Source organism: Halomarina ordinaria (assembly GCF_030553305.1).
Classification (GTDB): domain Archaea; phylum Halobacteriota; class Halobacteria; order Halobacteriales; family Haloarculaceae; genus Halomarina; species Halomarina ordinaria.
On record NZ_JARRAH010000001.1, the window covers coordinates 1,003,752 to 1,024,138 of the forward strand.

Sequence of the window (20,387 nt, forward strand, 5' to 3'; positions counted from 1 at the left end):
TCGGGTATGTCGAAGGTGAGCATCGGGCTTCGCGGGTGGCGGTTCGACGAGGAGAGCGTCCTCGACGAGGACGGCGACCTGAAGCCGATGGCACGGATTCCGGAGGACGACCGCGAACGCGTCGCGCGCCTCGCGCTGCTGGTGACCAAGCCGTGCGACGGCTGCTGGCTGGTCCACGGCGACGAGGAGCGCCGGCGGGCCCGTCAGGCGCAGGTCGTCTACGGCGAACCGCTCGGCGAGGTGCTCCTGTGTGACCGCCACGAGGTGGACTTCCTCTACTGGTTCCGCGAGGAGATGGGTCACGAACTCGCCGGCAGTCGACACATGCAGAACGCCTTCCACCAGTGGTTCGCCGACGGCGGACGCGCGCCCGATGGGTACGAGGGGACCGAGCACGTCGACACCGACCCGGAGGACGTGAAACAGCCGGGCCCGAACCCCGAACTCGACGCGCTGGAGGAGGAACTGGCGGCGATGAGCGAGGAGGAGCGCGAGGCGCTCGGTATCGACCTCTCGGACCTCGACGTATGATTTCGGTCGCGGTCGTCGACGCGAAGACGCCGGGCAACGTCGGCACCATCGCCCGCGCGATGAAGAACTTCGGGCTCACCGACCTCTACCTCGTCGACCCGCCGGACCTCGACCCCGACGGCGAGGCGTACGGCTTCGCCGGCCAGGCCCGCGAGGACGTCCTCCCGAACGCACGGGAGGTGTCGTTCGACTACCTCGTCGAGCACTTCCACACCGTCGGCTGTACCGCCGTGACCAACGAGGACGCCCGCCACCACGTCCGCTACCCCTTCCGGACGCCCCGGAACCTCGCCGACTCCCTCGCCGGCGTCGACGCGGACACCTGCGTCGTCTTCGGACGCGAGCGCGTCGGCCTCACGAACGAGGAACTCGAGCGCCTCGACGAGGTGTGTTCCATCCCCGCGAGCGCCGAGTACCCCGTTCTCAACCTCGGACAGGCAGCGACGGTCGTGCTCTACGAACTCCGGACGCTCACCGTCGAGGAGACGCAACTCCCGACAGACATCGACCGCGCGCCGGAGTCGGACGTCGAGGCACTCCACGAGCAGTTCGCCTCGCTCGTCGACCGGGCGCTCGTCGAGGAGAAGCGCCCGAAGACGCTGCGCCTCTGGCGGCGCCTCCTCGGGCGCGCCCACCCGACCACCCGCGAGGTGAGCACGCTCCACGGCGTGTTCCGCCGCGCGGAGTCGCTGATGGGTGACCGGGAGTAGCGGGCGAGGAAGCGGCGGGTGGAGACCGACTCGATTCAGGCGCGTTTCTGTATCTCCTCGCGGAGGACGGTGCTCACGACCTCGCCGTCGGCCTTCCCGCGCAGGGCGCCCATCGCCTCGCCCATGAGCGCGGAGAAGGCGCCCATCCCCTGTTCGTCGACCTGCTCCTCGTTCCGTTCGACAACCTCGGCGACCGTCTCGCGGACCGCCGACTCGTCGACGCCGGCGAGGCCGGCCTCCTCGGCGGCCGCTTCCGCACCGAGTTCGGGGCGCTCCGCCAGCGTCCGGAGGACGTCGCCGACGCCCTCCTTCGCGAGGTCGCCCGAATCGACGAGCGCGAGGACGCCGAGGAAGTGCTCGCGCCGGAGGCGGTCGACGGGCACGTCGTCGCGGCGCAGTTCCGTGACGGTGGACTCGACGGTGCCCGCCGCGAGCGTCGCGTCGATGCCGTCCGCGACGGCGGCCTCGAAGACGGGCATCCGTCGTCCGAAGGCGACCTGCTCCGCGAGGCCGGGGTCGAGGCCGTACTCCTCGGCGTAGCGGTCGACCTTCTCGGTGAGCAGTTCCGGCGTCTCGACCGCCGTCGGGTCGAGCGAGACGGGCGGGACGTCCGTCTCCGGGTACATCCGGGCCGCGCCGGGGAGCGGCCGGAGGTACCGCGAGGTGCCGTCGGGGTTCGCGTCGCGCGTCTCCTCGGGGACGCCCTCGACGGCGTCGCGCGCGCGCACCGCGACGGCGTCGATGGCCTGCTCGGCGACCGTGCGGGAGGCGGCGACCAGCGCGACGGCGTCGTCCTCGCCCGCTCGCGGCTGACCGCCGCTCGCGTCGGCTTCACCCTCGCCGACGGCCTCGCGGAGCGCCGCCACCTCCTCGTCGGTGACGCCGTAGGCGGGCAGTTCGTCGGTGTGGAAGATGCCCCCCGCACCGGAGCGCGTGGCGTGGTCGGAGAACTCCGTCCCGAGGCGGCGGTCGGGCTGAATCTCCCGGCCGACCAGCCCGTCGAAGCCGTAGAGGGGGAGGGCGACGACGGCGTCCGCGCCCGCGATGACGCCGCTGTCGGTGTCCGCGAACACGTCGGTAACGTCGACGGGCGCGCCGACGCTCGCTTCGCGCTCCCGGAGGGTTTCGGCGATGTCGACGAGTTCCACCTGCCGGCCCACCTCCTCGCGGACGATGTCGTCGATGTCGTCGAGGCTCTGGACGCCCTTCAGTTCCACGCGCGCGCCCTCCGCGATGGAGATGTTGACGTCCTGGCGGATGGTACCCAGTCCGCGCTTGACGTGGCCGGTCGAGCGCAGGAGCATCCCGATTCGTGCGGCGGCGGCGCGGGCCTGCTCGGGCGAGCGGATGTCGGGTTTCGTGCCGATCTCGACCAGCGGGATGCCGAGGCGGTCGAGGCCGTAGACGACGCCCGCGTCGGTCTCCTCGACGCGCCCGGCGCTCTCCTCTTCGAGCAGCAGGTCGGCGATGCCGACCGGCCCCGCCTCCGTCGCTATCTCGCCGTCGGTGGCGACGAGCGTCGAGCGCTGGAAGCCGGAGGTGTTCGAGCCGTCGACCACTATCTTGCGCATGACGTGGCCGGTGTCGACCGGCGTCGCGTCGAGCAACTGCGCGATTTCGAGCGTCACGTCGAGCGCCTCGTCGTCGATGCGGTGGGGGGGTTCGTCGTCCTCCTCGACGAGGCAGGTGGTGTCGAACGCGAGGTACTCGAACTCGCGCTCGACGCGACTCTCCTCCAGGGCGGCGTCGTCTATCTCCCCGAGTTCGCTGCGCGTGGGGTGGAGGTAGCGGGAGACGGTGCGGACGGCCTCTTCGGGTTCGCGGCGCTCCGTGGGACAGTGACAGAAGAGCTTCGTTTCGGTGTCGAGTTGCTGGTGTATCTCCAGCCCCGCCACGAGGCCGAGGTCCTCGTAGTCGTAGTCGGCGTCGCTCATTGGGCGTGGATGGGAGGGCGAGCGATAAAAATCCGGCCGATGTGCGGAGCGGTTCAGTCCTGCCCGAGGATGCCGCGCTCGGTCATGGCGCGGGGGTCGAGGATTTCGTCGGCCTCCGCCTCGCTGACGTAGCCCTTCTCGATGGCGACCTGACGGACGGTCTTGTCCTCCTTGAGCGCGGTCTTGCCCACCTCGGCGGCCTTGTCGTAGCCGATGTGGGGGTTGAGCGCGGTGGCGAGCGCCATCGAGCGCTCGACCTGCGTCTCGCAGTGCTCCCGGTCGGCCTCCAGTTTGGCGACGAAGCGCTCGCCGAAGACCTCGCTCGCGTTGGTCAGCAGGTGGGCCGATTCGAGGAAGTTGTGCGCGACGACGGGCTTGTAGAGGTTGAGGTCTATCTGCCCCTCCGCGGCGCCCGCGGCGACCGTGGCGTCGTTGCCGACGACCTGCTTGTGGACCTGGTTGACCGCCTCGGCGACGACCGGGTTGATCTTCCCGGGCATGATGGACGAGCCGGGCTGGTTCTCCGGCTGGTCGATTTCGCCGAGGCCGTTACGGGGGCCGGAGGCGAGCAGGCGGAGGTCGTTGGCGATCTTGTTCAGCGACCCGGCGACGGTCCGGAGCGCGCCGTGACCCTCCGCCATCGCGTCGTGGGCGGCCTGCGCCTCGAAGTGGTCGTCGGCCTCGCGGAACGGGAGGTCCGTCTCGGCGGCGATGTACTCGGCGGCCACCTCGGGGAACGCGGGGTCGGTGTTCAGCCCCGTGCCGACGGCGGTGCCGCCGAGGGCGAGTTCGGCGAGGTGGTCGGTCGTCGTCTGCACGCGCTCGATGCCCTTCTCGACCTGCGCGCGGTAGCCGCCGAACTCCTGGCCCAGGCGGACGGGCGTGGCGTCCTGCAGGTGTGTGCGACCGGTCTTGACGATGTCGTCGAACTCCTCCTCCTTGGCGGCGAGGTCGTCGCGGAGCGCCCCGAGCGCGGGGACGAGGTCCTTCTCGACGGCTTCGAGCGCGCTCACGTGCATCGCCGTCGGGACGACGTCGTTCGACGACTGGCCGAAGTTGACGTGGTCGTTCGGGTGGACCGCCCGCGAGCCGACGTCCTCGCCCATCATCTCGGCCGCCCGGTTGGCGATGACCTCGTTGGCGTTCATGTTCGAGGACGTGCCCGACCCCGTCTGGAAGACGTCGACGGGGAACTGGTCGTCGTGGTCGCCCGCGATGACCTCGTCCGCGGCGGCGACGACGGCCTGACCGATTTCCTCGTCGAGGTGGCCGAGTTCGACGTTCGCCTGCGCGGCGGCCTTCTTCACGATACCGAGCGCGCGGACGAACCGGCGGCTGAACCTGATACCCGAGATGGGGAAGTTCTCGACGGCCCGCTGGGTCTGGGCGCCCCAGTAGGCGTCGGCCGGTACCTGCATCTCCCCGAGACTGTCGCGCTCCGTCCGATACTCGTTGTCGCTCATCGCGTGAGGCGTCTCGCGGAGGCGGGGTAAAACCCACCGAAACCCGCCGAACCACGGCGCGGACGGGGCGAGCGATATTATTTCGAGAGTGAGTAAACCTTTTTACCCCGCGTGCCAAGGAGTACCCATGAGCACCGGACTGCGAACGACGAGCGGGGAGAGAGAAGCGGTCGCCGACGTGGGGGTCGGCGTCGAGTTCGCGGGGTGGCTGGTCGCGCGGACGGGCGTCCAGCGCTCGCGGATGGCGCTCGGACCGAACCCGACCGTCGTCGACCTCGTCGAGGAACTGACCGACCGACACGGCGTGCAGGTCCGACCCGCGCTCCTCGAGGGCGACCGCCTCCGGGGCGACACCGTCGCACTCCGACAGGACGACGGCCGCTGGGAGCGAGTGTTCGGCGACACCCGCCTCTCGAACGGCGACCGCGTCCGCTTCGAGTTCCGCGAGTAACGACTACTCTCTCTCTCTCTCCCCTTCCTTTCCGCTCGTTCGATGCTCCCTCCCCCGAGCGTGTCGTGTCGGTCACCCTCGGCCGACACGCCTCACGAGAGGTTCGCCAGTCGGTCGAGCACGTACGTCATCCGGAGCATCGAGGCGGCGTCGTTGCGGTCGAAGACGAGTTCGTCGGTCGAGAGCACGTGTTCGAGGACCACCTCGGAGGCGTGTTCGGGGGCGGCGGCGATGCCGGCGTCGGCCTCCTCGACCCACTCCATGACGCGCAGGTCGCTCTTCGAGTCGCCCATCACGAGGGCGAACGGGTCGTCGATGCCGAGGACCTCGAAGGCGGCGCGCACGCCGGCCACCTTGTCGAGTTCGAGGCTCCCCAGTTCCGCGGCGTCGCCCTCGTAGTACCCGACGTCGAGACGTTCGAAGGTGTCGACGACGGCGGGTGAGAGGTCGCCGGCGTCGACCTCGGGGACGCCGCCGCGGCGTTCGAGCACCGCGCGAATCTCGGGGTCGGCGTCGGCGTAGAACGCCCGCGCCTGCCCGGACGTGGCGTCCTCGACGGCCTCGCCGAGCAGGTCGAGCAGGTGACAGAGCGCGTGGTCGATGACGTCGACGGCCGGCGCGCTCCCGGTCTGGTAGTTCGGTTTGAGCGTGACGTTGAACTCGTTGCCCTGCAGGTGACAGCCCCGCCGGATGTCCTCGGGGGCGTCGGAGACGACCCGCGAGCGGACCTCGTCGAAGACCGCGCGCACGTCGTCGTCGAGGTCCTCGTACAGCAGGCGTTTGGTGTCCGCGCCGTGACCGGGCGTGAACGCGCCGTTACCGGCCTCGTAGACGATGCTCAGCGTCCCCGAGTGGACGAGTTCGTTGCCCAGCCCCTGAGTGATGAACCCCTTGACGTTCTCCAGGGTCTGGCCGGTACAGATGACGACCGGCATGCCGTCCTCGTGGAGTTCGGTCATGAGGTGGAGCGTCTCGCGGGGGATCTCGTTGTCCGTCTGGCCGGCCGAGCGGAGCGTCTCGTCCACGTCGAGGACGAGGACGTTGACGGCCCGGTCGTACTTGCCGTGGAGGTCGAGGGCGGTGAACGCCTCGTCGCGGGTGGCGTGGGCGGCGATGGCGGCGAACGTCTCGCCGGCGGGGAAGGCGCCCCGAATCTCGTCCTTGCGCGCCTCCAGTTCGTCGCTGGCGCGACGCCAGTGTTCGAGCGCGACGCGCGACCCCACCGCGGGGAAGACGTCGACGAAGCGCTGGTACTCGAACAGCGTCGCGGCGTCGAACTCGTCGTACAGGTCGTAGAGGCGGTCGTAGTTGTTCATTCGAGTGGCTCCGTGTCGACGACGATCTCGTGGGCCTCCATGTCCTCCAGCGCGGCGACGCGCCCGCCCACGGTCACCTCGTCGTCGTCGGTGACGAGCGTCAGCGTCGCGAGTTCGGCGGTCGGTTCGAGCGCGAGGTCGGCGATGCGCCCGACGGCGACCCGCGGGTCGCCCGTGACGACGTCCCGGCCCCGGATGCGCGCGTGGAGCGCTCGCGTCTCGTCCTCCAGGTCGGCCAGACAGCGCCGTATCGAGGCGTACTGGCGGGGGAACGGTCGCCGACCGGCGTGCTCGACGAGCGGTTCGGCCGTCGTCCAGAGGACGGTGCTGAAGAAGCCCGAGACGAGGAAGCCGAGCGACGACCGGTTGAAGATGACGCCGTAGCGCTCCTCGCCCCCGTCGAGGGCGTCCTGCGTGGCGTAGACGGAGCGCTGGCCGTCCGCGACGGCCATCACGGGCGTCGTGAGGCCGCGACGGGCGCGGGCGACCGTCGCGACGGCCGCGTAGTCGTACTCCTCGGGCGAGGGCGTGTCGGCGGCGGGCGTCACGAGCAGTTCGACGGTCACGTCGTCCTCGATGGCCGTCGCGAGCAACCCCTCGAAGCGCTCCAGGAGGTCCGGCGTCAGCGAACAGGTCAGTTCGTACTCCGCGCTCTCGATGACCGACTCGAGGTAGCGGAGGATGCTCGGGCGTGACTTCACCAGCGAGACCGCCTCCGTGTCGCGGGCGGGGGCGGTGTAGCGCGTCGCCAGTTCCTCGACCATCACGTCGAGCGAGCGCTTCACGTCCGGGAACACGTCGGCGGGGTCGAGCGCGACCACCCGCATGGGGCGGGACTCGCGCAGTTCGACCATCCCGCGGTCGCTCAGCTTTCGGACCGTGTCGTACACCCGCGGCTGCGGGATGCTCGTGTAGTCGGCGATGTCGCTCGCGGTGACCTCGCCGTGGTCGAGGACGGCGAGGTACGCCTCGATCTCGTACTCGCCGAAGTCGAAACGGTCGCCCATGGCCTCCATCCGTCCCCGGAGGTCGTCTGAACCCATGGACGGTGGTCCGACGTCCGTGGCAAAATATTTACCCCACGTCGAATTGTACGTTCCTCGGAATACCGTACTATGCCCGCAGACGCCCCCGAAGCCGTGACGGTCGGCGAGACGATGGTGCTGATGAACCCCGAGGAGACCGGCCCGCTCCAGTACGTCTCGTCGTTCGGGAAGCGCGTCGGCGGCGCCGAGAGCAACGTCGCCGTCGGCCTCGCGCGCCTCGGCCACGACGCCGCGTGGGCCAGCCGACTCGGCGACGACCCCCACGGCCGGTACGTGCGCGACACGGTCCGCGGCGCGGGCGTCGACACGCGGTGGGTCACCTTCGACCCGGACGCCCCGACCGGCGTGATGTTCAAGGAACGGCGCGCGACGGGTGAGGGGGGCGTCTTCTACTACCGCCACGGCTCCGCCGCGAGCCGACTCGAACCCGCGGACCTCCCCGACGAACTCCTCGACGGCGCGACGTACCTCCACCTGACCGGCATCACCCCCGCGCTCTCGTCGTCGTGTCGCGACCTCTGTTTCGACCTCGTCGAGCGGGCGGCCGACGCCGGCGTGCACGTCTCCTTCGACCCGAACCTCCGGTTCACGCTGTGGTCGGTCGAGGAGATGCGCGAGACGCTCCTCCCGCTCGCCGGGAGTGCGGACGTCGTCCTCCCCGGTGTCGAGGAGGGGGAGGTGCTGCTCGGTACCGACGACCCCGAGGAGATAGCGCGGGGGTTCCGCGAGCGGGGGGCGGGCGAGGTGGTCGTCAAACTCGGCGCCGAGGGAGCGTACGTCGACGCGGGCGACGGCGGCGAACGCGTCCCCGGCGTCCCCGTCGAGCGGGTCGTCGACCCCGTCGGTGCGGGCGACGGGTTCGCTGCGGGCTACCTCTCGGGGCGACTCGACGGGCGCGACCCGGTCGCGGCGGCCGAGCGCGCCAACGGCGTCGGCGCGCTGGCGACGCAGGTGACCGGCGACGTAGAGGGACTTCCGACGCGCGAGGAACTCGCGGCGTTCCTCGACGGAGGCGAGCGCGACGTGCGGCGCTGAGAGAAGTGGGTCCCACCATACGAGACGACCGCATCGCTCCGGGCCCGGACACGGACGAGCGACGGTCGTAGGAGTGTTCAGTCGTCGGCGTGGGCGGGAAACGCCGTCGCACTCGGCGCGTCGTTGAACCGGTGTGGGGACCGGAACGCCCCGATGAGCGTCCACATCGCGCCGGCGACGAGCGACCCGACGGCCGAGAAGGACATGCCGAGGGTGAAGAACGTCACCGCGTAGACGACGCCGAGGACCGCCGAGGGGGCCGTCGTCGCGAGCGGGATACGCGAGGTCGTGTCACGGAGCGTCGGCGCGAGCGTCACGATGGAGAGCGTGCTCCCACACAGGAACACGAGGTCTTGCCATATCATCATCTCACCGCCCGTGAAACCCGTCGGATGTGCTGGAGGGAAATCATCACGCTGAGGTGCTCGTCGGCGGGTAAATATTTTCTTACTTATAAGTGAGTAAAAGTGTAGCACGTGTCACCGTCGGCGGGGAGGTATCCCGATCGTGTGGAGCTGTTCGGAGGGCGGTGTGGACCGGCAACGGCGGCGCTCGTCGCCGTGCCGTCGACGGGGAGCCAATCGCCCGGTGTCGTCGCACGGCGTGTCGGTTTGTCGCCGCGTAGTCACGACGGCGTCGATGCTGGCGTCGGCCAGTCGCCGGCGGTCGGGGAGCCGTCGGCTCGCGTGCACGAGACGGCGAAAACGGAGACGACCGGAGACTACCCAGATGCCACGATGGCGTGCGTCCACACTCCTGGTGAAGCCGCCTCCAGTTACTTCAGTCGGATGCGGGAGCAAAAATCAAACGGTTTACCTTTACTCTGACAGCGAGCCGACAATCGGTGTGCCGGGCGCGTGCGCGTTCGACCTCGCCTGGCTCAGTCGAACAACTCCTCACCCTCGACCATGTGTTCCTCGACGGTGTCGAGGTCGAGCGTGACGCCCAGTCCGGGAGCCTCGGGTATCTCGATGTAGCCGTCCTCGATGACGTCCTCCTCGACGAGGTCGCTCCACCAGTCGAGTTCGTAGGAGTGGTACTCGACCGCCAGGGAGTTCGAGATGGCGGCGCCGACGTGGGCGCTCGCCATCGTCGCGATGGGCGAGGAGACGTTGTGCATCGCCACCGGGACGTAGTAGGTGTCGGCCATGTCGGCGATCTTCCGCGTCTCGCGCATCCCGCCGACCTTCGGCATGTCGGGAGCGACGATGTCGACGGCCTGTTCCTCGAGGAGGCGGCGCATGCCGTGCTTGCGGTAGACGTTCTCCCCGGCGGTGATGGGCGTCGTGGTGCTCTGGGTCACCGCCCGCTGGACGTCGTGGTTCTCGGGTGGGACGGGGTCCTCCAGCCACCAGACGTCGTACTCCTCGATGGCGCGCGCGAGGCGTTTCGCGCTGTTGGAGGAGAACGTCCAGTGACAGTCGAACGCGGCGTCCGCGCGGTCCTTCACGCGTTCGGTGACCGCCTCGACGATGTCGGCCTTGTGCCGAATCTCGCCGGGACGCAGGTGGCGGTTGGCGCGGTCCTTCTCCAGCCCCGATGGGACGTCGAGGTCGAACTTCAGTGCGTCGTAGCCCAGGTCCTCGACGACGCGCTCGGCCTCGTCGGCGCACGCCTCGGGGTCGGCCTCGTCGGCGGTGTGACAGTCGCAGTACACCCGCACCCGGTCGCGGTACTTGCCGCCGAGGAGCTGGTAGGCGGGCACGTCGAGGAGTTTCCCGGCCAGGTCGTGCAGGGCGATCTCGATGCCCGAGATGGCGGTGACGGTGACGCCCTCGATGGAGCCCTCGCCGGACATCTTCTGGACGAGGTGCTCGAACAGGCGGTCGACGTCGAGGGGGTTCTCGCCGACGACGAACGGCGTCATCCGCTCGATGAGTTCGGGGACGCCCGCGCCCCAGTAGGCCTCCCCGGTGCCGACGACGCCCGCGTCGGTGTAGACGCGCACCAGCGTCCACGGGAAGTTGCCGTCGACCATCGTCGTCTGGACGTCGGTTATCTCGACGTCGCGCCGTCCGCGGTCGGTCGAGACACCCATCGACTCGCGGGAGAGGTCCCGCATCGTGTACTCCGCGTTCGGGTCGTGGAGCGAGGCGTAGTCGCGCGTCATAGCCGCCTATTTACTCGCACGTTAGTAAAGGTTTGAGGCTCGCCGCCTACGACCCGCACTCGACCGTCAGTTCCCGCGTCGCGTCTATCTCCAGTCCGTCGCCCGCGGCGACGATGTCGACGGTCAGGTCGTACTCCCCCCGTTCGCCGCCGCAGACGACCGTCCCCTCGACGGGCACTCGTTCACCGGCGTCGAGGGTGTCCGGAGCCTGAAGCCCCTGGACGGTCGGTTCGTCGTCCCCGCCCCCTGCCACGTCGACGGACACGTCGAGCGCGCCGGGCGCGTTGTTCGTGAGCGTGAGCAGGGTGGTCCGGTCGGCACCGGACGCGTCGCTCGCGTTCGAGGCGTTCCGACCGGGAGCGTCACCTGAGTTCCCGGGCGCGTCGTCAGCGTTGCCGTTCTCCCCGCCGTCGTTCGAGTCGGAGTCGCCACCCCTGTCGGCTGGCGGCGCACTGACGACCACCCCCTCGGTCTCGATGCCGAGGAGGGCGTCCTCGTCGTCGGCGACCTGGACCGAGACGCCCCGGTCGGCGGTCGTACTCGACATCGCCCCCGTCCCGGCCACGAGCGCGAGCGCCCCGAGTGCGAGCAGGACGAGACGTAAGCGACGCATCAGCGCGCTCGCTCCGCCGGGTCGTCGGCCCCGAGGTCGAGGCGACGGGTGTAGTAGGTGTGGACGAGCGCCGAGACGAGTAGCGACGCGACGGCGAAGGCGAACCACGAGACGACCGGAAGCGCGCCGAACGGCGCGACCCCAGCCGCGGTGCCGAGCAGCACGACCGCGTTGACCCCCGCCAGCCCCAGGTAGTACCGGCTCCACGGGACGTCCCGCCCGGGCACGACGTCGACGTACACCTCCAGGTCGCTCGCGGAGGGGGAGAGCGCCACCTCCCCGCGCCGCGCGTCGTACTCGACGAACCCGCAGTCGTCCATCTTCGGCAGGTGGAACTGGTGGAGCGCCGTCGAGACGCGGTTGCGCTCCGTCGCGGTGAGCGCCTCCGGCGGCTTGTCGTACTCCCGCGCGGTGACGTGGTCGGTCAGTTCCCGGATGTCCACCTCCTCGCCCGCCTGCTTCAGGTAGTGGTAGGCGTAGCGCCGCCGCCCGTTGCTCAACACCTCGAACACGTCGTCCTCCGAGAGCGATTCGCCCGAATCGTCAGGCCCCGCGGAGCGAGTCGAGGAGAGCGACTCGCTCATCGGCGACCCCCCGCCGTCACAGTCATGAACGACGGATATCGTCGAGTAGACGGACTTAATTATAGAGATAATTACAGCAGAGGTACAGTTTCACCGTCAATGGGTTGAAATTATTGTCGGACTTACTCGATTCGACGACGATTGCGGACCGAGGACTGTTCTGCAAGCGGTCGTTTAATCGCAGACGGGGTGTGTTTTGTCCTCTCATGGCGGTCATTGGACGTCGCCGGGGTCTGTATACCTAATCCGGTGGGTGAGAGGGTGTGTGGTGGACGCGAGGGGCGTCCGATGACAGACTATGCAACGGAGAAAATTCCTGATCGGTGCGGGTTCGCTCGCCGCTGCGGGGGCGGCTGCAATGGGTACGGGTGCGTTCACAACAGCACGAGTCGACCGTTCAATTAGCGTGAACGTCGCTGGTGATAGTTCAGCTTACCTTGGGTTGGATGCATCAATTAGCGATTACGCTACCGAAAATGGTAACAAACTACAACTTGTATTTGATGGATCGAATGATCAGAATGGAGAGGGTCTGAATCCTGATTCAGATACAGCATTCCACAACGTTTTTCGTATCCAAAACAACGGTACTAACACTATTCGAGTTACTCTACAAGATATCCCGGGAGACTCGCCGATGGTGTTTAAGTACAGCGAGGATACAGACGACACCACGAACTTAGGTGACCAGACATATTTCCCGAACTCACCACAACCCCTTGCAGATACCGGGTACGGTCCGAGCGGCAGTCCGAACTCGGGATACCTTGACCTTGACCCTGGGAACGACGCATACGTCCACATAAGCTTCTTCCTCAGAGATGAAGGAGACGCTGCTGATGATGTGACGACGGATATTAGCGCGGTTCCGGACGAATTCGGAATCTACGCTGGTGCTGTTCCTGACACGGACGGACTGTAACCTATAACGCTGCGTGTTCGTTGTATTTTTTACACATCTGTAATAAAGTTGACGACCAGTTCTTACGACCCCTATCCGGCGAACAATGATGTCAAAATATATACAAGAAAGAGAGTCTATCTTAAATCAAGGTACGTCAATAGTACCAAACATACCTACAATCACGAATTATGAACGTCCGTAGAACCCTCGGCCAATCGCTTACCCTCGTACTCATCGTCGTCGCCGCGCTCCTCCTTGCGGGACCGGCCCTCGGCCAACCGCTCCTCCTCAGCTACGTCGAAACCGGAAGCATGGAGCCGACGATGGAGCCCGGCGACGGGTTCGTCGCCGTCCCCACGGAACTCACCGGACCGGTCGAGCAGGGCGACGTGGTCACCTACGAGGCCGAGGAGATCGAGGGCGGCGGCCTGACCACCCACCGCGTCGTCGGCGAGACCGACCGAGGGTACACGACACAGGGCGACGCGAACCCGTTCACCGACCAGGACGACGCCGAACCCCCGGTGCAGGACGCTCAAATCGTCGCCAAAGCCCTCCAGGTGAACGGCGAGGTGGTCGTCATCCCCTACCTCGGGACCGCCGTGATGGGTTTCCAGGACCTCCTCGTCACGATGCAGACGACGCTCGCCTCCCTGCTGGGCACCCGGTCGCTGCTCGGCGCGCAGGGCCTCGGGTACCTCGTCTTCGCTCTCACGGCCGTCTACTACGTCGTCGACTGGTACAGAGAGGGCGAGACGAAGCGCCGCGAGCGGACGCGCGAGCGCGAGACGGGTGTCTCGACGCGCGTCGTTCTGGTGGGATTCGCCGCGGTGCTCGTCGTGGGCGCGACGGCGGCGATGGTCGGCCCCTCGGGGACCCAGGAGTTCGGCGTGGTGAGCGCCGAGTTCGACTCCGAGCGCCCGGACGTGATTCCGGCGGGCGAGTCGAAGACCCAGCCCTACGCGGTGCCGAACGCCGGCCTCGTCCCCACCGACGTCTACCTCGAACCGGCGAGCGACGGGGTGCGCGTCGCGGACTCCGAGTTGCGGGTGGGCGGGGGCGAGACGGCGGAGACGGAGGTGACGCTCTCCGCTCCCCCCGAGACGGGCTACTACCGGCAGTACGTCGTCGAGTACCGCTACCTCGCGGTGCTGCCGGCGTCGGTGGTCGGGGGGCTGTACGCGGTCCACCCGTGGCTGCCCGTCGTCGTCATCGACGCGCTGCTCGCCGGCGGGTTCCTCGCGCTGACGCTCCCGTTCGTCGACGGCGGGCGGGTGCGGCGTCGGTCGCGGCCGACACGCGGGCGCTCGCTGGTCGGACGCCTCCTCGGGTCTTCCAGGCGCCGTGAGCGGTGAGTAATCGGGTATTAACTAACCGGACAATACCGAACGTACTGACAGATGGGAGACTGGGAACTTCGCGCGCGCAGACTGGTCGGGGCGAACCTCGCGGTGGTCGTCGCCCTGCTGGTCGTGCTCGCGCTCCTTGGCGGGTGGCTCACGTACGACGCGCACGCCGGACCGGAGACCGAACAGCGAGAGGAGGTGGTCTCGTCGTGGGAGACGACCGCCGCCTTCGACCACGGGGCGACCGTCACCCGCGAGAACCCCGTCTACGACGTGGGGACGCGCCTCGACAACCGCTCGGTGTACTTCACGAACGTCGCCCCGGTGATGAACGGGAGCTTCGACTACGGGTACACTGCGACCGGGGAGGGTGAGCTCGACGTCGACGCGGAGACGGAACTCGTGATCCGGTCGGTGGAGTCGCCCGGCGAGGCCGACACGACGGTGTACTGGCAGCAGCGCCGCGACCGCACGTCGGCCAACGCGAGCGGCCTCGAACCGGGGGAGAGCGTCTCGGTCCCGTTCTCCGTCGACCTCGCGGCGGCGGCCAACGAGACGGCCGACATCGACGAGCAACTCGGCGGGTCGCCCGGCCAGTCGGAGGTCGTCGTCGAGGCGACCGTCACCCTCTCGGGCACCGTCGACGGCGAAGCCGTCGAACGGACGGAGCGGTACACCCTCCCGGTCGAACTGGGCGAGACGGCCGCCGTCGACGCGACCGGTCCGACGACCGAGCGCTACGAGCGGACCGAGACGGTGCGCGACCCCGTCGACTCCTCGCCGCTGCAGGCGGCCGGTGGGCCGTTGCTGTTGCTCGGGTCGGTGCTCGTCCTCGGCGGCGTCGGAGCGATGGCCTCGCGCGACGAACTGGGTCTCTCCTCGACCGAGCGCGCCTCCCTCGCCCACCGGCGCGAGCGCGCCGAGTTCGACGACTGGATAACGCGCATCAGGTTGCCCGAGAGCGTCCTCGCGCGCGAGCGCGCCCACGCCGAGTCGCTCGCTGACCTCGTGGACTTCGCCATCGACACGGACAACGCCGTCGTCGAGTCGCCCGACGCGTCGGCGTACTACGTCGTCCACGACGACCTGCTGTACGTCTACGAACCGCCGGAACGGTGAGGGAGAAGGGGCGTCGGGAGGGACGAGGCGCGCGACTCAGAGCAGGTCGAGGTCCCGCAGGTCCGCTTCGAGCGCCTCGCGGTCGTCCTCGTCCATGCTCCGGAGGGGGCTTCTGAGCGGGCCGGCGTCGAACCCCTGTAGCGAGAGCGCGGCCTTCACGCCGGCCATGTACGGCCCGCGCTTGATGGCGTCTCTCACCCGGTAGACGGTTCGCTGGTGTTCCCTCGCCGTGTCCCGGTCGCCGTCGACGTACGCCTCGTAGAGGTCGACGACGAGGCCGGGGAAGGCGTTGGCGACGGCGCTGACGGCGCCCGCGCAGCCGAGGTCGAGACCGGGGACGAGCAGCGAGTCCGACCCGGCGAGGAAGGTGAGGTCGGGCGTCTCGGCGACGACCTGGCCGAGCCACGGGACGTCCTTGCTGGAGTCCTTCAGGCCGGCGACCCCGTCGAGGGCGGCGATGCCGGCGACGGCCTCGCGCGAGAGGGCGTTGCCGGTCTTGCTCGGGATGTGGTAGACGTAGACGGGTTTCTCGACCGCCTCGCAGACCCGGCGGTAGTGTTCGACGGCACCGGTATCGTCCACCGGGTAGTAGTAGGGGGTGACGACGACGAGGCCGTCGGCGCCCGCGCTCGCGGCGCGTTCCGCGTGCTGGACCGTCTGGTGGGTACTCGGCGCGCCGACGCCGGCGATGACGGGTACCTCGCCACCCACCTCGTCGGCGACGCTCGCGACGACCCGCTCGCGTTCGTCGGGGGTGAGCAGGGCGAACTCGCCGTTGGTGCCGAGCGGGAAGACGCCGTGGGCGCCCCGGTCGACGACGAAGCGGGCGTGGGCGGCGGTCGTCTCGGCGTCGAGCGATTCGTCGGCGTCGAACGCCGTCACCGTCGGTGGGACGACGCCGTGGACGGAGAGCGGGTCGGCGCTGCCGGTCTGCGGTGGTCGGTCCATGGACGGGGGTCGGTCGCCGTGGACGTAACGGTGTGGTTCGGGGGCGCGGCGACCGCGACGCAAAGATTTAACTCGGATTAGAATAAGTATTTTTGAATAGAGAGGACGTCCATGCGAGCCATCACCATCACCCGAGACGGTACCGGTCCAGAACTGCGTGAGCGACCGCTCCCGTCACCCGACGAGGGTGAAGTGCTCGTCAGGACGCTGCGCGTCGGTGTCGACGGTACCGACCGCGAGGTCGTCGCGGGCGAGCACGGCGACCTCCCCGCGGGCGAGGACGACCTCGTCCTGGGCCACGAGGCGGTCGGCGTAGTCGCCGACGCGAACGGGACGGCGCTGCCGGAGGGGACCGTCGTGGCACCGACGGTCCGCCGCCCCCCGAACGGAACCAACGAGTACTTCGAGCGCGGAGAACCGGACATGGCGCCGGAGGGAGAGTACCTGGAGCGGGGCATCGTCGGTGCCCACGGCTACATGGCCGAGTACTTCACCAGCCCCCCCGAGTACCTCGTCGCGCTCCCGCGCGCGCTCGCGGAGTGGGGCTTCCTCGTCGAGCAGGCGAGCATCACCGAGAAGGCGCTCTCGACCGCCTACGCCTCGCGCTCGACGTTCACCTGGGAACCGGAGAGCGCGCTCGTCCTCGGGAACGGGTCGCTCGGCCTGCTCTCGCTCGCGATGCTCGACGACCGCGTCGAGCGGACCTACTGCCTCGGCCGACGCGAGCGTCCCGACCCGACCATCGACTTCATCGAGGACCTCGGCGCGACGTACGTCGACTCGCGCACGACGCCCGTGCCCGAGATACCCAAGACCTACGAGGGGATGGACCTCGTCTACGAGGCGACGGGGTACGCGAAGCACGCCTTCGAGACGATAGAGACGCTCGCTCCCAACGGGGTCGGCGCGCTGGTCGGCGTCCCGGGCGACTGGACGTTCGAGGTCGACGGGGGACGCCTCCACCGCGAACTCGTCCTCCACAACAAGGCGCTCGTCGGAACGGTCAACTCCAACCGCGACCACTTCGAACGCGCCGTCGAGACGCTCTCGTCGCTCCCGGAGGGGGTCCTCGACGCCCTCGTCACCCACGTCGTCCCCCCGGAGGAGTACGACCGCGCCTTCGCGGACGACGACACCGCACTCAAGACCGCAATCGAGTTCGACACGCTATGAAGAACGTAGACGACCTCATCGAGAACGCAGCAACGCTCGCCGAACGCGGCCTCTCCAAGGGCGAAATCGCGGACGAACTGAACGTCTCGCGAGAGACCGCCCGCTGGCTGGTCGAACGCGGCGACACGCCGACCACCTCGCGACGTGAACCGGACGACATCCACGTCGACTGGAGCGCCATCGGCACCGACTCCGGGCGCATGTCGCAGGTGAGCGCCGCGCTCGCCGACCTCCTGGTCGACACGAACGGCCCCGCCGACGTCACCGTCGGTATCGAGAAGGCGGGCGTGCCGCTCGCCACCGCCGTCTCGCGCGAACTGGAGACCGACCTGGCGACGTACACCCCCCGAAAGCACCAGTGGGAAGAGGGCGACATCGAGGACCTCGGGGGGAGTTTCTCGCGCAACTTCGCCGGCGTCGACGGTCGCGACTGCTACGTCGTCGACGACACCGTCACCAGCGGGACCACGCTCACCGAGACCATCGACGCCGTCCGCGACCGGGGGGGCAACCCGGTCGCCTGCGCCGTTCTCGTCGACAAGCAAGGCGTCGACGAGGTCGAGGGGGTCCCCGTCCACTCGCTCGTCCAGGTCATCCGCGTCTGACGGTCGACCGACCCTCGTTACGCGATTCTAGACGTGGAAAAATTAACTCGCCCACCAGTTAACACTGGAAAGTGTTAAGTGAATCGTCCGATACTGTCCGAGTGACCGTCACAGGTGGCAATATAATGACAAAGGATGACACATCGCGATTCTCCCGTCGAACCGTTCTGAAAGGTGCCGGCACCGCCGGTATGGCTGGCCTCGCCGGCTGTCTCGGTGGCGGTGGCGGAAACGGGGGTGGGAACGGGTCGGGCGGTGGCGGCTCCGAGGGCACACTCGAAATCGCCCACTGGTGGGCGGACGGCGACGGCAACGAGGCCATCAACGCGCTCGTCGAGGGCTTCCAGGAGGAGTACCCGGACGTCGAACTCGACAACAACCTCGTCGCCGGCGGGGCCGGCGAGAACCTCCAGACCGAAATCAAGACCCGCATCCAGAACGACGAGGCGCCGAGCACGTGGCAGACGTGGCCGGGTGCCGCCCTCCAGGAGTACGTCGAGGCCGACCTGCTCGAGGACCTCTCGGACTCCGTCTGGAGCGAGAACGGCATGGAGGACGCCTACCTCGAGGGACCGAAACAGGCTGCCAAGCCCGACGGCACCTACGTCACCGTCCCGCTCAACATCCACCGCCTCAACAACCTCTTCTACAACGTCGAGGTCGTCGAGGAGGCCGGCGCGGACCCGACGTCGGTGTCGACGCCGAGCGAACTCGTCGAGGTCATGCAGCAGATAAGCGACGCCGGGATGGTCGGGATGGCGAATCAGACCGCGACGCCGTGGTCGACCCTTCAGCTCTGGGCGCAGGTGCTCATGGGCGAGTACGGCGTCGACGCCTACACCGCCTTCACCGAGGGCGAGGTCGAGGCCAACGAGGACGCCGTCAAGGGGTCGCTCGATATCGTCAAGCAGTACAGCGAGTTCTTCAACGAGGACGCCTCCTCGCTCGAGTGGACGGAGGCCAACGCCATGGTCATCGACGGCGAGGCCGGTCTGTTCCACCAGGGCGACTGGGCCGCCGGCGCCTACGGCAACGCCGACGACTTCGAGTTCGAGGAGCACTGGAACCACGTCCCGTTCCCGGGGACCGAGGGCGCCTACGCGCTGAACATGGACTCGTTCCCGTTCCCGGCGAACAACCCGAGCCCCGACGCCACCGAGAAGTTCCTCCGGTACGTCGGCACCGTCGACGCCCAGGAGCGATTCAACCCGCTGAAGGGGTCGATTCCGCCCCGGACGGACGTCTCCACCGACGGGTTCGGGCCGTTCCTCACCAAGCAGATCGAGGACTTCCAGGACTCCTCGGACCAGCCGCCCTCCATCGCCCACGGGCTCGCGGTCCGTCCCGGGATTCAGACGAGCCTCGAGGAGGCGACGAAGGCGTTCACGACCAACTGGAACGTCGACGACGCCTACTCCGGGTTCGTCTCGGCGTTCGACCAGTAGACGAGCACACGATTTCGACACACTACGCATGTCTACCAGATTGCGGAAACTCGTCGACCGCGCGCGGCGGGCGGTCGGACGTGGGGGGGAGGAGGCGGTCCGTCCGGACGGGGGGACCGTCGCCGAAGGAACGCGGAGCCGCTGGGCCCGCTCGGACTTCGTCTCGTCGCTCCCCTTCTGGCTCCCGCCCGCGCTCCTCGTCGGACTGTTCGTCTACGGCGCCATCGGCTGGAACTTCCTGCTCTCGCTGACCGACGCCCAGGGGTTCGTCGACCCGGACTACGGGAACCTCGACTTCGATATGTACGCGCGGCTGCTCGGGGACCCCACGTTCTGGACCGCCGCTCGCAACACCCTCGTCCTGCTCGTGGCGTTCACGGGCATCTGCCTCGTCGGCGGCCTGTTGCTCGCCATCCTCGTCGACCAGCAGATACGCTTCGAGGAGGGTATCCGGACCATCTACCTCCTCCCGATGAGCCTCTCGTTCGTCGTGACGGCGAAGTTCTGGGCGTGGATATACAACGCCCAGTCGGGGGTGGTGAACGTCACGCTGGAGCGACTCGGTCTCGGCTGGCTCGCACAGGACTGGCTCGGCGACCCGCAGTTCACGCTGGGAGCGGTCATCTTCGCGCTGCTGTGGCAGTACAGCGGCTACGCGATGGTCGTCTACCTCGCGGGCCTGCGGGCGATACCGACCGAGCACTTCGAGGCGGCGCGCGTCGACGGCGCGAGCACGTTCCGGATGTACCGTCGCGTCGTCGTCCCGCAGCTCCGGGCCTCGACGGTGAGCGCCGCCGTCGTCCTGATGGTGTTCGCACTCAAGGCGTTCGACTTCCTCTACACCCTGTTCGGGAAGACGCCAGGGCCCGCGGCCGACATCCTGGCGACGATGATGTACCGCGTCGCGTTCGACTCGAGCGAGTGGGCGTACGGCTCCGCGGTCGCCGTCGTGCTGTTCCTGATGGCGCTCGCCGTGGTCGGACCGTACCTCTACTCCGAGTACCGGCGGGGTGCGCTGTGAGCGACGCGCCCGCGGACCCCGCGACGACCGGCG

General features: G+C 68.5%; 19 protein-coding genes and 1 pseudogene. 11 read left to right on the plus strand and 9 right to left on the minus strand.

Going from position 1 to position 20,387, the window contains the following annotated elements:
- Positions 1 to 6: 6 nt before the first annotated feature.
- Positions 7 to 531, plus strand: a complete 525-nt coding sequence (locus tag P1Y20_RS05445; RefSeq protein ID WP_304447645.1) for a DUF8114 family protein — start codon at positions 7 to 9, stop codon at positions 529 to 531.
- The gene (locus tag P1Y20_RS05450; RefSeq protein WP_304447646.1) at positions 528 to 1,241 is read left to right on the plus strand and encodes an RNA methyltransferase; all 714 of its coding nucleotides are present in this window, start codon (positions 528 to 530) and stop codon (positions 1,239 to 1,241) included. Before P1Y20_RS05445 ends, P1Y20_RS05450 begins: the two co-directional genes overlap by 4 nt.
- Before the next feature lie 35 nt (positions 1,242 to 1,276).
- Here P1Y20_RS05450 and gatE read toward each other — a convergent pair whose 3' ends face one another.
- Both gatE and P1Y20_RS05460 read right to left on the minus strand, forming a co-directional pair.
- Complete coding sequence (gene gatE, locus P1Y20_RS05455) at positions 1,277 to 3,175, minus strand: Glu-tRNA(Gln) amidotransferase subunit GatE (RefSeq protein WP_304447647.1); 1,899 nt, start codon at positions 3,173 to 3,175, stop codon at positions 1,277 to 1,279.
- Positions 3,176 to 3,228: 53 nt separating this feature from the next.
- Positions 3,229 to 4,638 carry a class II fumarate hydratase gene (locus P1Y20_RS05460; protein ID WP_304447648.1) on the minus strand — a complete coding sequence of 470 codons (1,410 nt, stop codon included), beginning with the start codon at positions 4,636 to 4,638 and terminating at the stop codon, positions 3,229 to 3,231.
- A gap of 127 nt (positions 4,639 to 4,765) precedes the next feature.
- Between P1Y20_RS05460 and P1Y20_RS05465 the strand changes: the two genes are divergently transcribed.
- Positions 4,766 to 5,089, plus strand: a complete 324-nt coding sequence (locus P1Y20_RS05465) for a hypothetical protein (protein WP_304447649.1) — start codon at positions 4,766 to 4,768, stop codon at positions 5,087 to 5,089.
- Between the two features lie 92 nt (positions 5,090 to 5,181).
- On the opposite strand, the gene P1Y20_RS05470 is transcribed toward P1Y20_RS05465, so the two are convergent.
- Together P1Y20_RS05470 and trmB are read right to left on the minus strand one after the other, a co-directional pair.
- Positions 5,182 to 6,405, minus strand: a complete 1,224-nt coding sequence (locus P1Y20_RS05470; protein WP_304447650.1) for an HAD hydrolase family protein — start codon at positions 6,403 to 6,405, stop codon at positions 5,182 to 5,184.
- Positions 6,402 to 7,448, minus strand: a complete 1,047-nt coding sequence (gene trmB / locus P1Y20_RS05475) for an HTH-type sugar sensing transcriptional regulator TrmB (protein WP_304447651.1) — start codon at positions 7,446 to 7,448, stop codon at positions 6,402 to 6,404. The genes P1Y20_RS05470 and trmB overlap by 4 nt, the downstream gene beginning before the upstream one ends.
- 72 nt (positions 7,449 to 7,520) lie before the next feature.
- Between trmB and P1Y20_RS05480 the strand changes: the two genes are divergently transcribed.
- Positions 7,521 to 8,486: a sugar kinase gene (locus P1Y20_RS05480; protein WP_304447652.1), complete on the plus strand. Its 966-nt coding sequence runs from the start codon at positions 7,521 to 7,523 to the stop codon at positions 8,484 to 8,486.
- A 134-nt stretch (positions 8,487 to 8,620) separates the two neighbouring features.
- Here P1Y20_RS05480 and P1Y20_RS05485 read toward each other — a convergent pair.
- From P1Y20_RS05485 to P1Y20_RS05500, 4 genes and pseudogenes are all read right to left on the minus strand, one after another.
- A pseudogene (locus P1Y20_RS05485) lies at positions 8,621 to 8,851 on the minus strand (hypothetical protein); the annotation flags it as partial.
- A gap of 515 nt (positions 8,852 to 9,366) precedes the next feature.
- Positions 9,367 to 10,596 (minus strand): mandelate racemase/muconate lactonizing enzyme family protein, encoded by a 1,230-nt coding sequence (locus tag P1Y20_RS05490; RefSeq protein WP_304447654.1) that lies wholly within the window; start codon positions 10,594 to 10,596, stop codon positions 9,367 to 9,369.
- A 46-nt stretch (positions 10,597 to 10,642) separates the two neighbouring features.
- Positions 10,643 to 11,209, minus strand: a complete 567-nt coding sequence (locus tag P1Y20_RS05495) for a hypothetical protein (protein ID WP_304447655.1) — start codon at positions 11,207 to 11,209, stop codon at positions 10,643 to 10,645.
- Entirely contained in the window at positions 11,209 to 11,793 is a 585-nt protein-coding gene (locus P1Y20_RS05500; RefSeq protein WP_304447656.1) for a DUF7344 domain-containing protein, read from the minus strand. Before P1Y20_RS05500 ends, P1Y20_RS05495 begins: the two co-directional genes overlap by 1 nt.
- A gap of 298 nt (positions 11,794 to 12,091) precedes the next feature.
- On the opposite strand from P1Y20_RS05500, the gene P1Y20_RS05505 reads away from it, so the two are divergent.
- The 3 genes from P1Y20_RS05505 to P1Y20_RS05515 all read left to right on the plus strand — a co-directional run bounded on the left by P1Y20_RS05505 (position 12,092) and on the right by P1Y20_RS05515 (position 15,162).
- On the plus strand, positions 12,092 to 12,715 hold the full coding sequence (locus P1Y20_RS05505) for a hypothetical protein (protein ID WP_304447657.1): 624 nt from the start codon (positions 12,092 to 12,094) through the stop codon (positions 12,713 to 12,715).
- A gap of 170 nt (positions 12,716 to 12,885) precedes the next feature.
- The gene (locus tag P1Y20_RS05510; RefSeq protein WP_304447658.1) at positions 12,886 to 14,052 is read left to right on the plus strand and encodes a signal peptidase I; all 1,167 of its coding nucleotides are present in this window, start codon (positions 12,886 to 12,888) and stop codon (positions 14,050 to 14,052) included.
- Between the two features lie 45 nt (positions 14,053 to 14,097).
- On the plus strand, positions 14,098 to 15,162 hold the full coding sequence (locus P1Y20_RS05515) for a DUF5305 domain-containing protein (RefSeq protein WP_304447659.1): 1,065 nt from the start codon (positions 14,098 to 14,100) through the stop codon (positions 15,160 to 15,162).
- Positions 15,163 to 15,198: 36 nt separating this feature from the next.
- Here P1Y20_RS05515 and P1Y20_RS05520 read toward each other — a convergent pair whose 3' ends face one another.
- Positions 15,199 to 16,110: a dihydrodipicolinate synthase family protein gene (locus P1Y20_RS05520; RefSeq protein ID WP_304447660.1), complete on the minus strand. Its 912-nt coding sequence runs from the start codon at positions 16,108 to 16,110 to the stop codon at positions 15,199 to 15,201.
- A gap of 111 nt (positions 16,111 to 16,221) precedes the next feature.
- On the opposite strand from P1Y20_RS05520, the gene P1Y20_RS05525 reads away from it, so the two are divergent.
- From P1Y20_RS05525 to P1Y20_RS05540, 4 genes are all read left to right on the plus strand, one after another.
- A complete protein-coding gene (locus tag P1Y20_RS05525) occupies positions 16,222 to 17,283 on the plus strand; it encodes a glucose 1-dehydrogenase (protein WP_304447661.1) in 1,062 nt (353 codons plus the stop codon).
- Positions 17,280 to 17,888 (plus strand): transcriptional regulator GfcR, encoded by a 609-nt coding sequence (gene gfcR, locus P1Y20_RS05530; RefSeq protein WP_304447662.1) that lies wholly within the window; start codon positions 17,280 to 17,282, stop codon positions 17,886 to 17,888. The genes P1Y20_RS05525 and gfcR overlap by 4 nt, the downstream gene beginning before the upstream one ends.
- A gap of 125 nt (positions 17,889 to 18,013) precedes the next feature.
- Positions 18,014 to 19,333, plus strand: a complete 1,320-nt coding sequence (locus P1Y20_RS05535) for an ABC transporter substrate-binding protein (protein ID WP_379737090.1) — start codon at positions 18,014 to 18,016, stop codon at positions 19,331 to 19,333.
- A 28-nt stretch (positions 19,334 to 19,361) separates the two neighbouring features.
- Positions 19,362 to 20,354: a carbohydrate ABC transporter permease gene (locus P1Y20_RS05540; RefSeq protein ID WP_304447664.1), complete on the plus strand. Its 993-nt coding sequence runs from the start codon at positions 19,362 to 19,364 to the stop codon at positions 20,352 to 20,354.
- Positions 20,355 to 20,387: the final 33 nt, after the last annotated feature.

Bases quoted from the DNA above. Each gene is read 5' to 3' on its own strand.
- P1Y20_RS05490 (WP_304447654.1), bottom strand. From the start codon at position 10,596: ATGACGCGCGACTACGCCTCGCTCCACGACCCGAACGCGGAGTACACG.
- P1Y20_RS05505 (WP_304447657.1), top strand. From the start codon at position 12,092: ATGCAACGGAGAAAATTCCTGATCGGTGCGGGTTCGCTCGCCGCTGCG.
- P1Y20_RS05465 (WP_304447649.1), top strand. From the start codon at position 4,766: ATGAGCACCGGACTGCGAACGACGAGCGGGGAGAGAGAAGCGGTCGCC.
- P1Y20_RS05510 (WP_304447658.1), top strand. From the start codon at position 12,886: ATGAACGTCCGTAGAACCCTCGGCCAATCGCTTACCCTCGTACTCATC.
- gfcR (WP_304447662.1), top strand. From the start codon at position 17,280: ATGAAGAACGTAGACGACCTCATCGAGAACGCAGCAACGCTCGCCGAA.
- gatE (WP_304447647.1), bottom strand. From the start codon at position 3,175: ATGAGCGACGCCGACTACGACTACGAGGACCTCGGCCTCGTGGCGGGG.
- P1Y20_RS05525 (WP_304447661.1), top strand. From the start codon at position 16,222: ATGCGAGCCATCACCATCACCCGAGACGGTACCGGTCCAGAACTGCGT.
- P1Y20_RS05515 (WP_304447659.1), top strand. From the start codon at position 14,098: ATGGGAGACTGGGAACTTCGCGCGCGCAGACTGGTCGGGGCGAACCTC.
- P1Y20_RS05500 (WP_304447656.1), bottom strand. From the start codon at position 11,793: ATGAGCGAGTCGCTCTCCTCGACTCGCTCCGCGGGGCCTGACGATTCG.
- trmB (WP_304447651.1), bottom strand. From the start codon at position 7,448: ATGGGTTCAGACGACCTCCGGGGACGGATGGAGGCCATGGGCGACCGT.
- P1Y20_RS05540 (WP_304447664.1), top strand. From the start codon at position 19,362: ATGTCTACCAGATTGCGGAAACTCGTCGACCGCGCGCGGCGGGCGGTC.
- P1Y20_RS05460 (WP_304447648.1), bottom strand. From the start codon at position 4,638: ATGAGCGACAACGAGTATCGGACGGAGCGCGACAGTCTCGGGGAGATG.
- P1Y20_RS05495 (WP_304447655.1), bottom strand. From the start codon at position 11,209: ATGCGTCGCTTACGTCTCGTCCTGCTCGCACTCGGGGCGCTCGCGCTC.
- P1Y20_RS05445 (WP_304447645.1), top strand. From the start codon at position 7: ATGTCGAAGGTGAGCATCGGGCTTCGCGGGTGGCGGTTCGACGAGGAG.
- P1Y20_RS05520 (WP_304447660.1), bottom strand. From the start codon at position 16,110: ATGGACCGACCACCGCAGACCGGCAGCGCCGACCCGCTCTCCGTCCAC.
- P1Y20_RS05450 (WP_304447646.1), top strand. From the start codon at position 528: ATGATTTCGGTCGCGGTCGTCGACGCGAAGACGCCGGGCAACGTCGGC.
- P1Y20_RS05480 (WP_304447652.1), top strand. From the start codon at position 7,521: ATGCCCGCAGACGCCCCCGAAGCCGTGACGGTCGGCGAGACGATGGTG.
- P1Y20_RS05535 (WP_379737090.1), top strand. From the start codon at position 18,014: ATGACAAAGGATGACACATCGCGATTCTCCCGTCGAACCGTTCTGAAA.
- P1Y20_RS05470 (WP_304447650.1), bottom strand. From the start codon at position 6,405: ATGAACAACTACGACCGCCTCTACGACCTGTACGACGAGTTCGACGCC.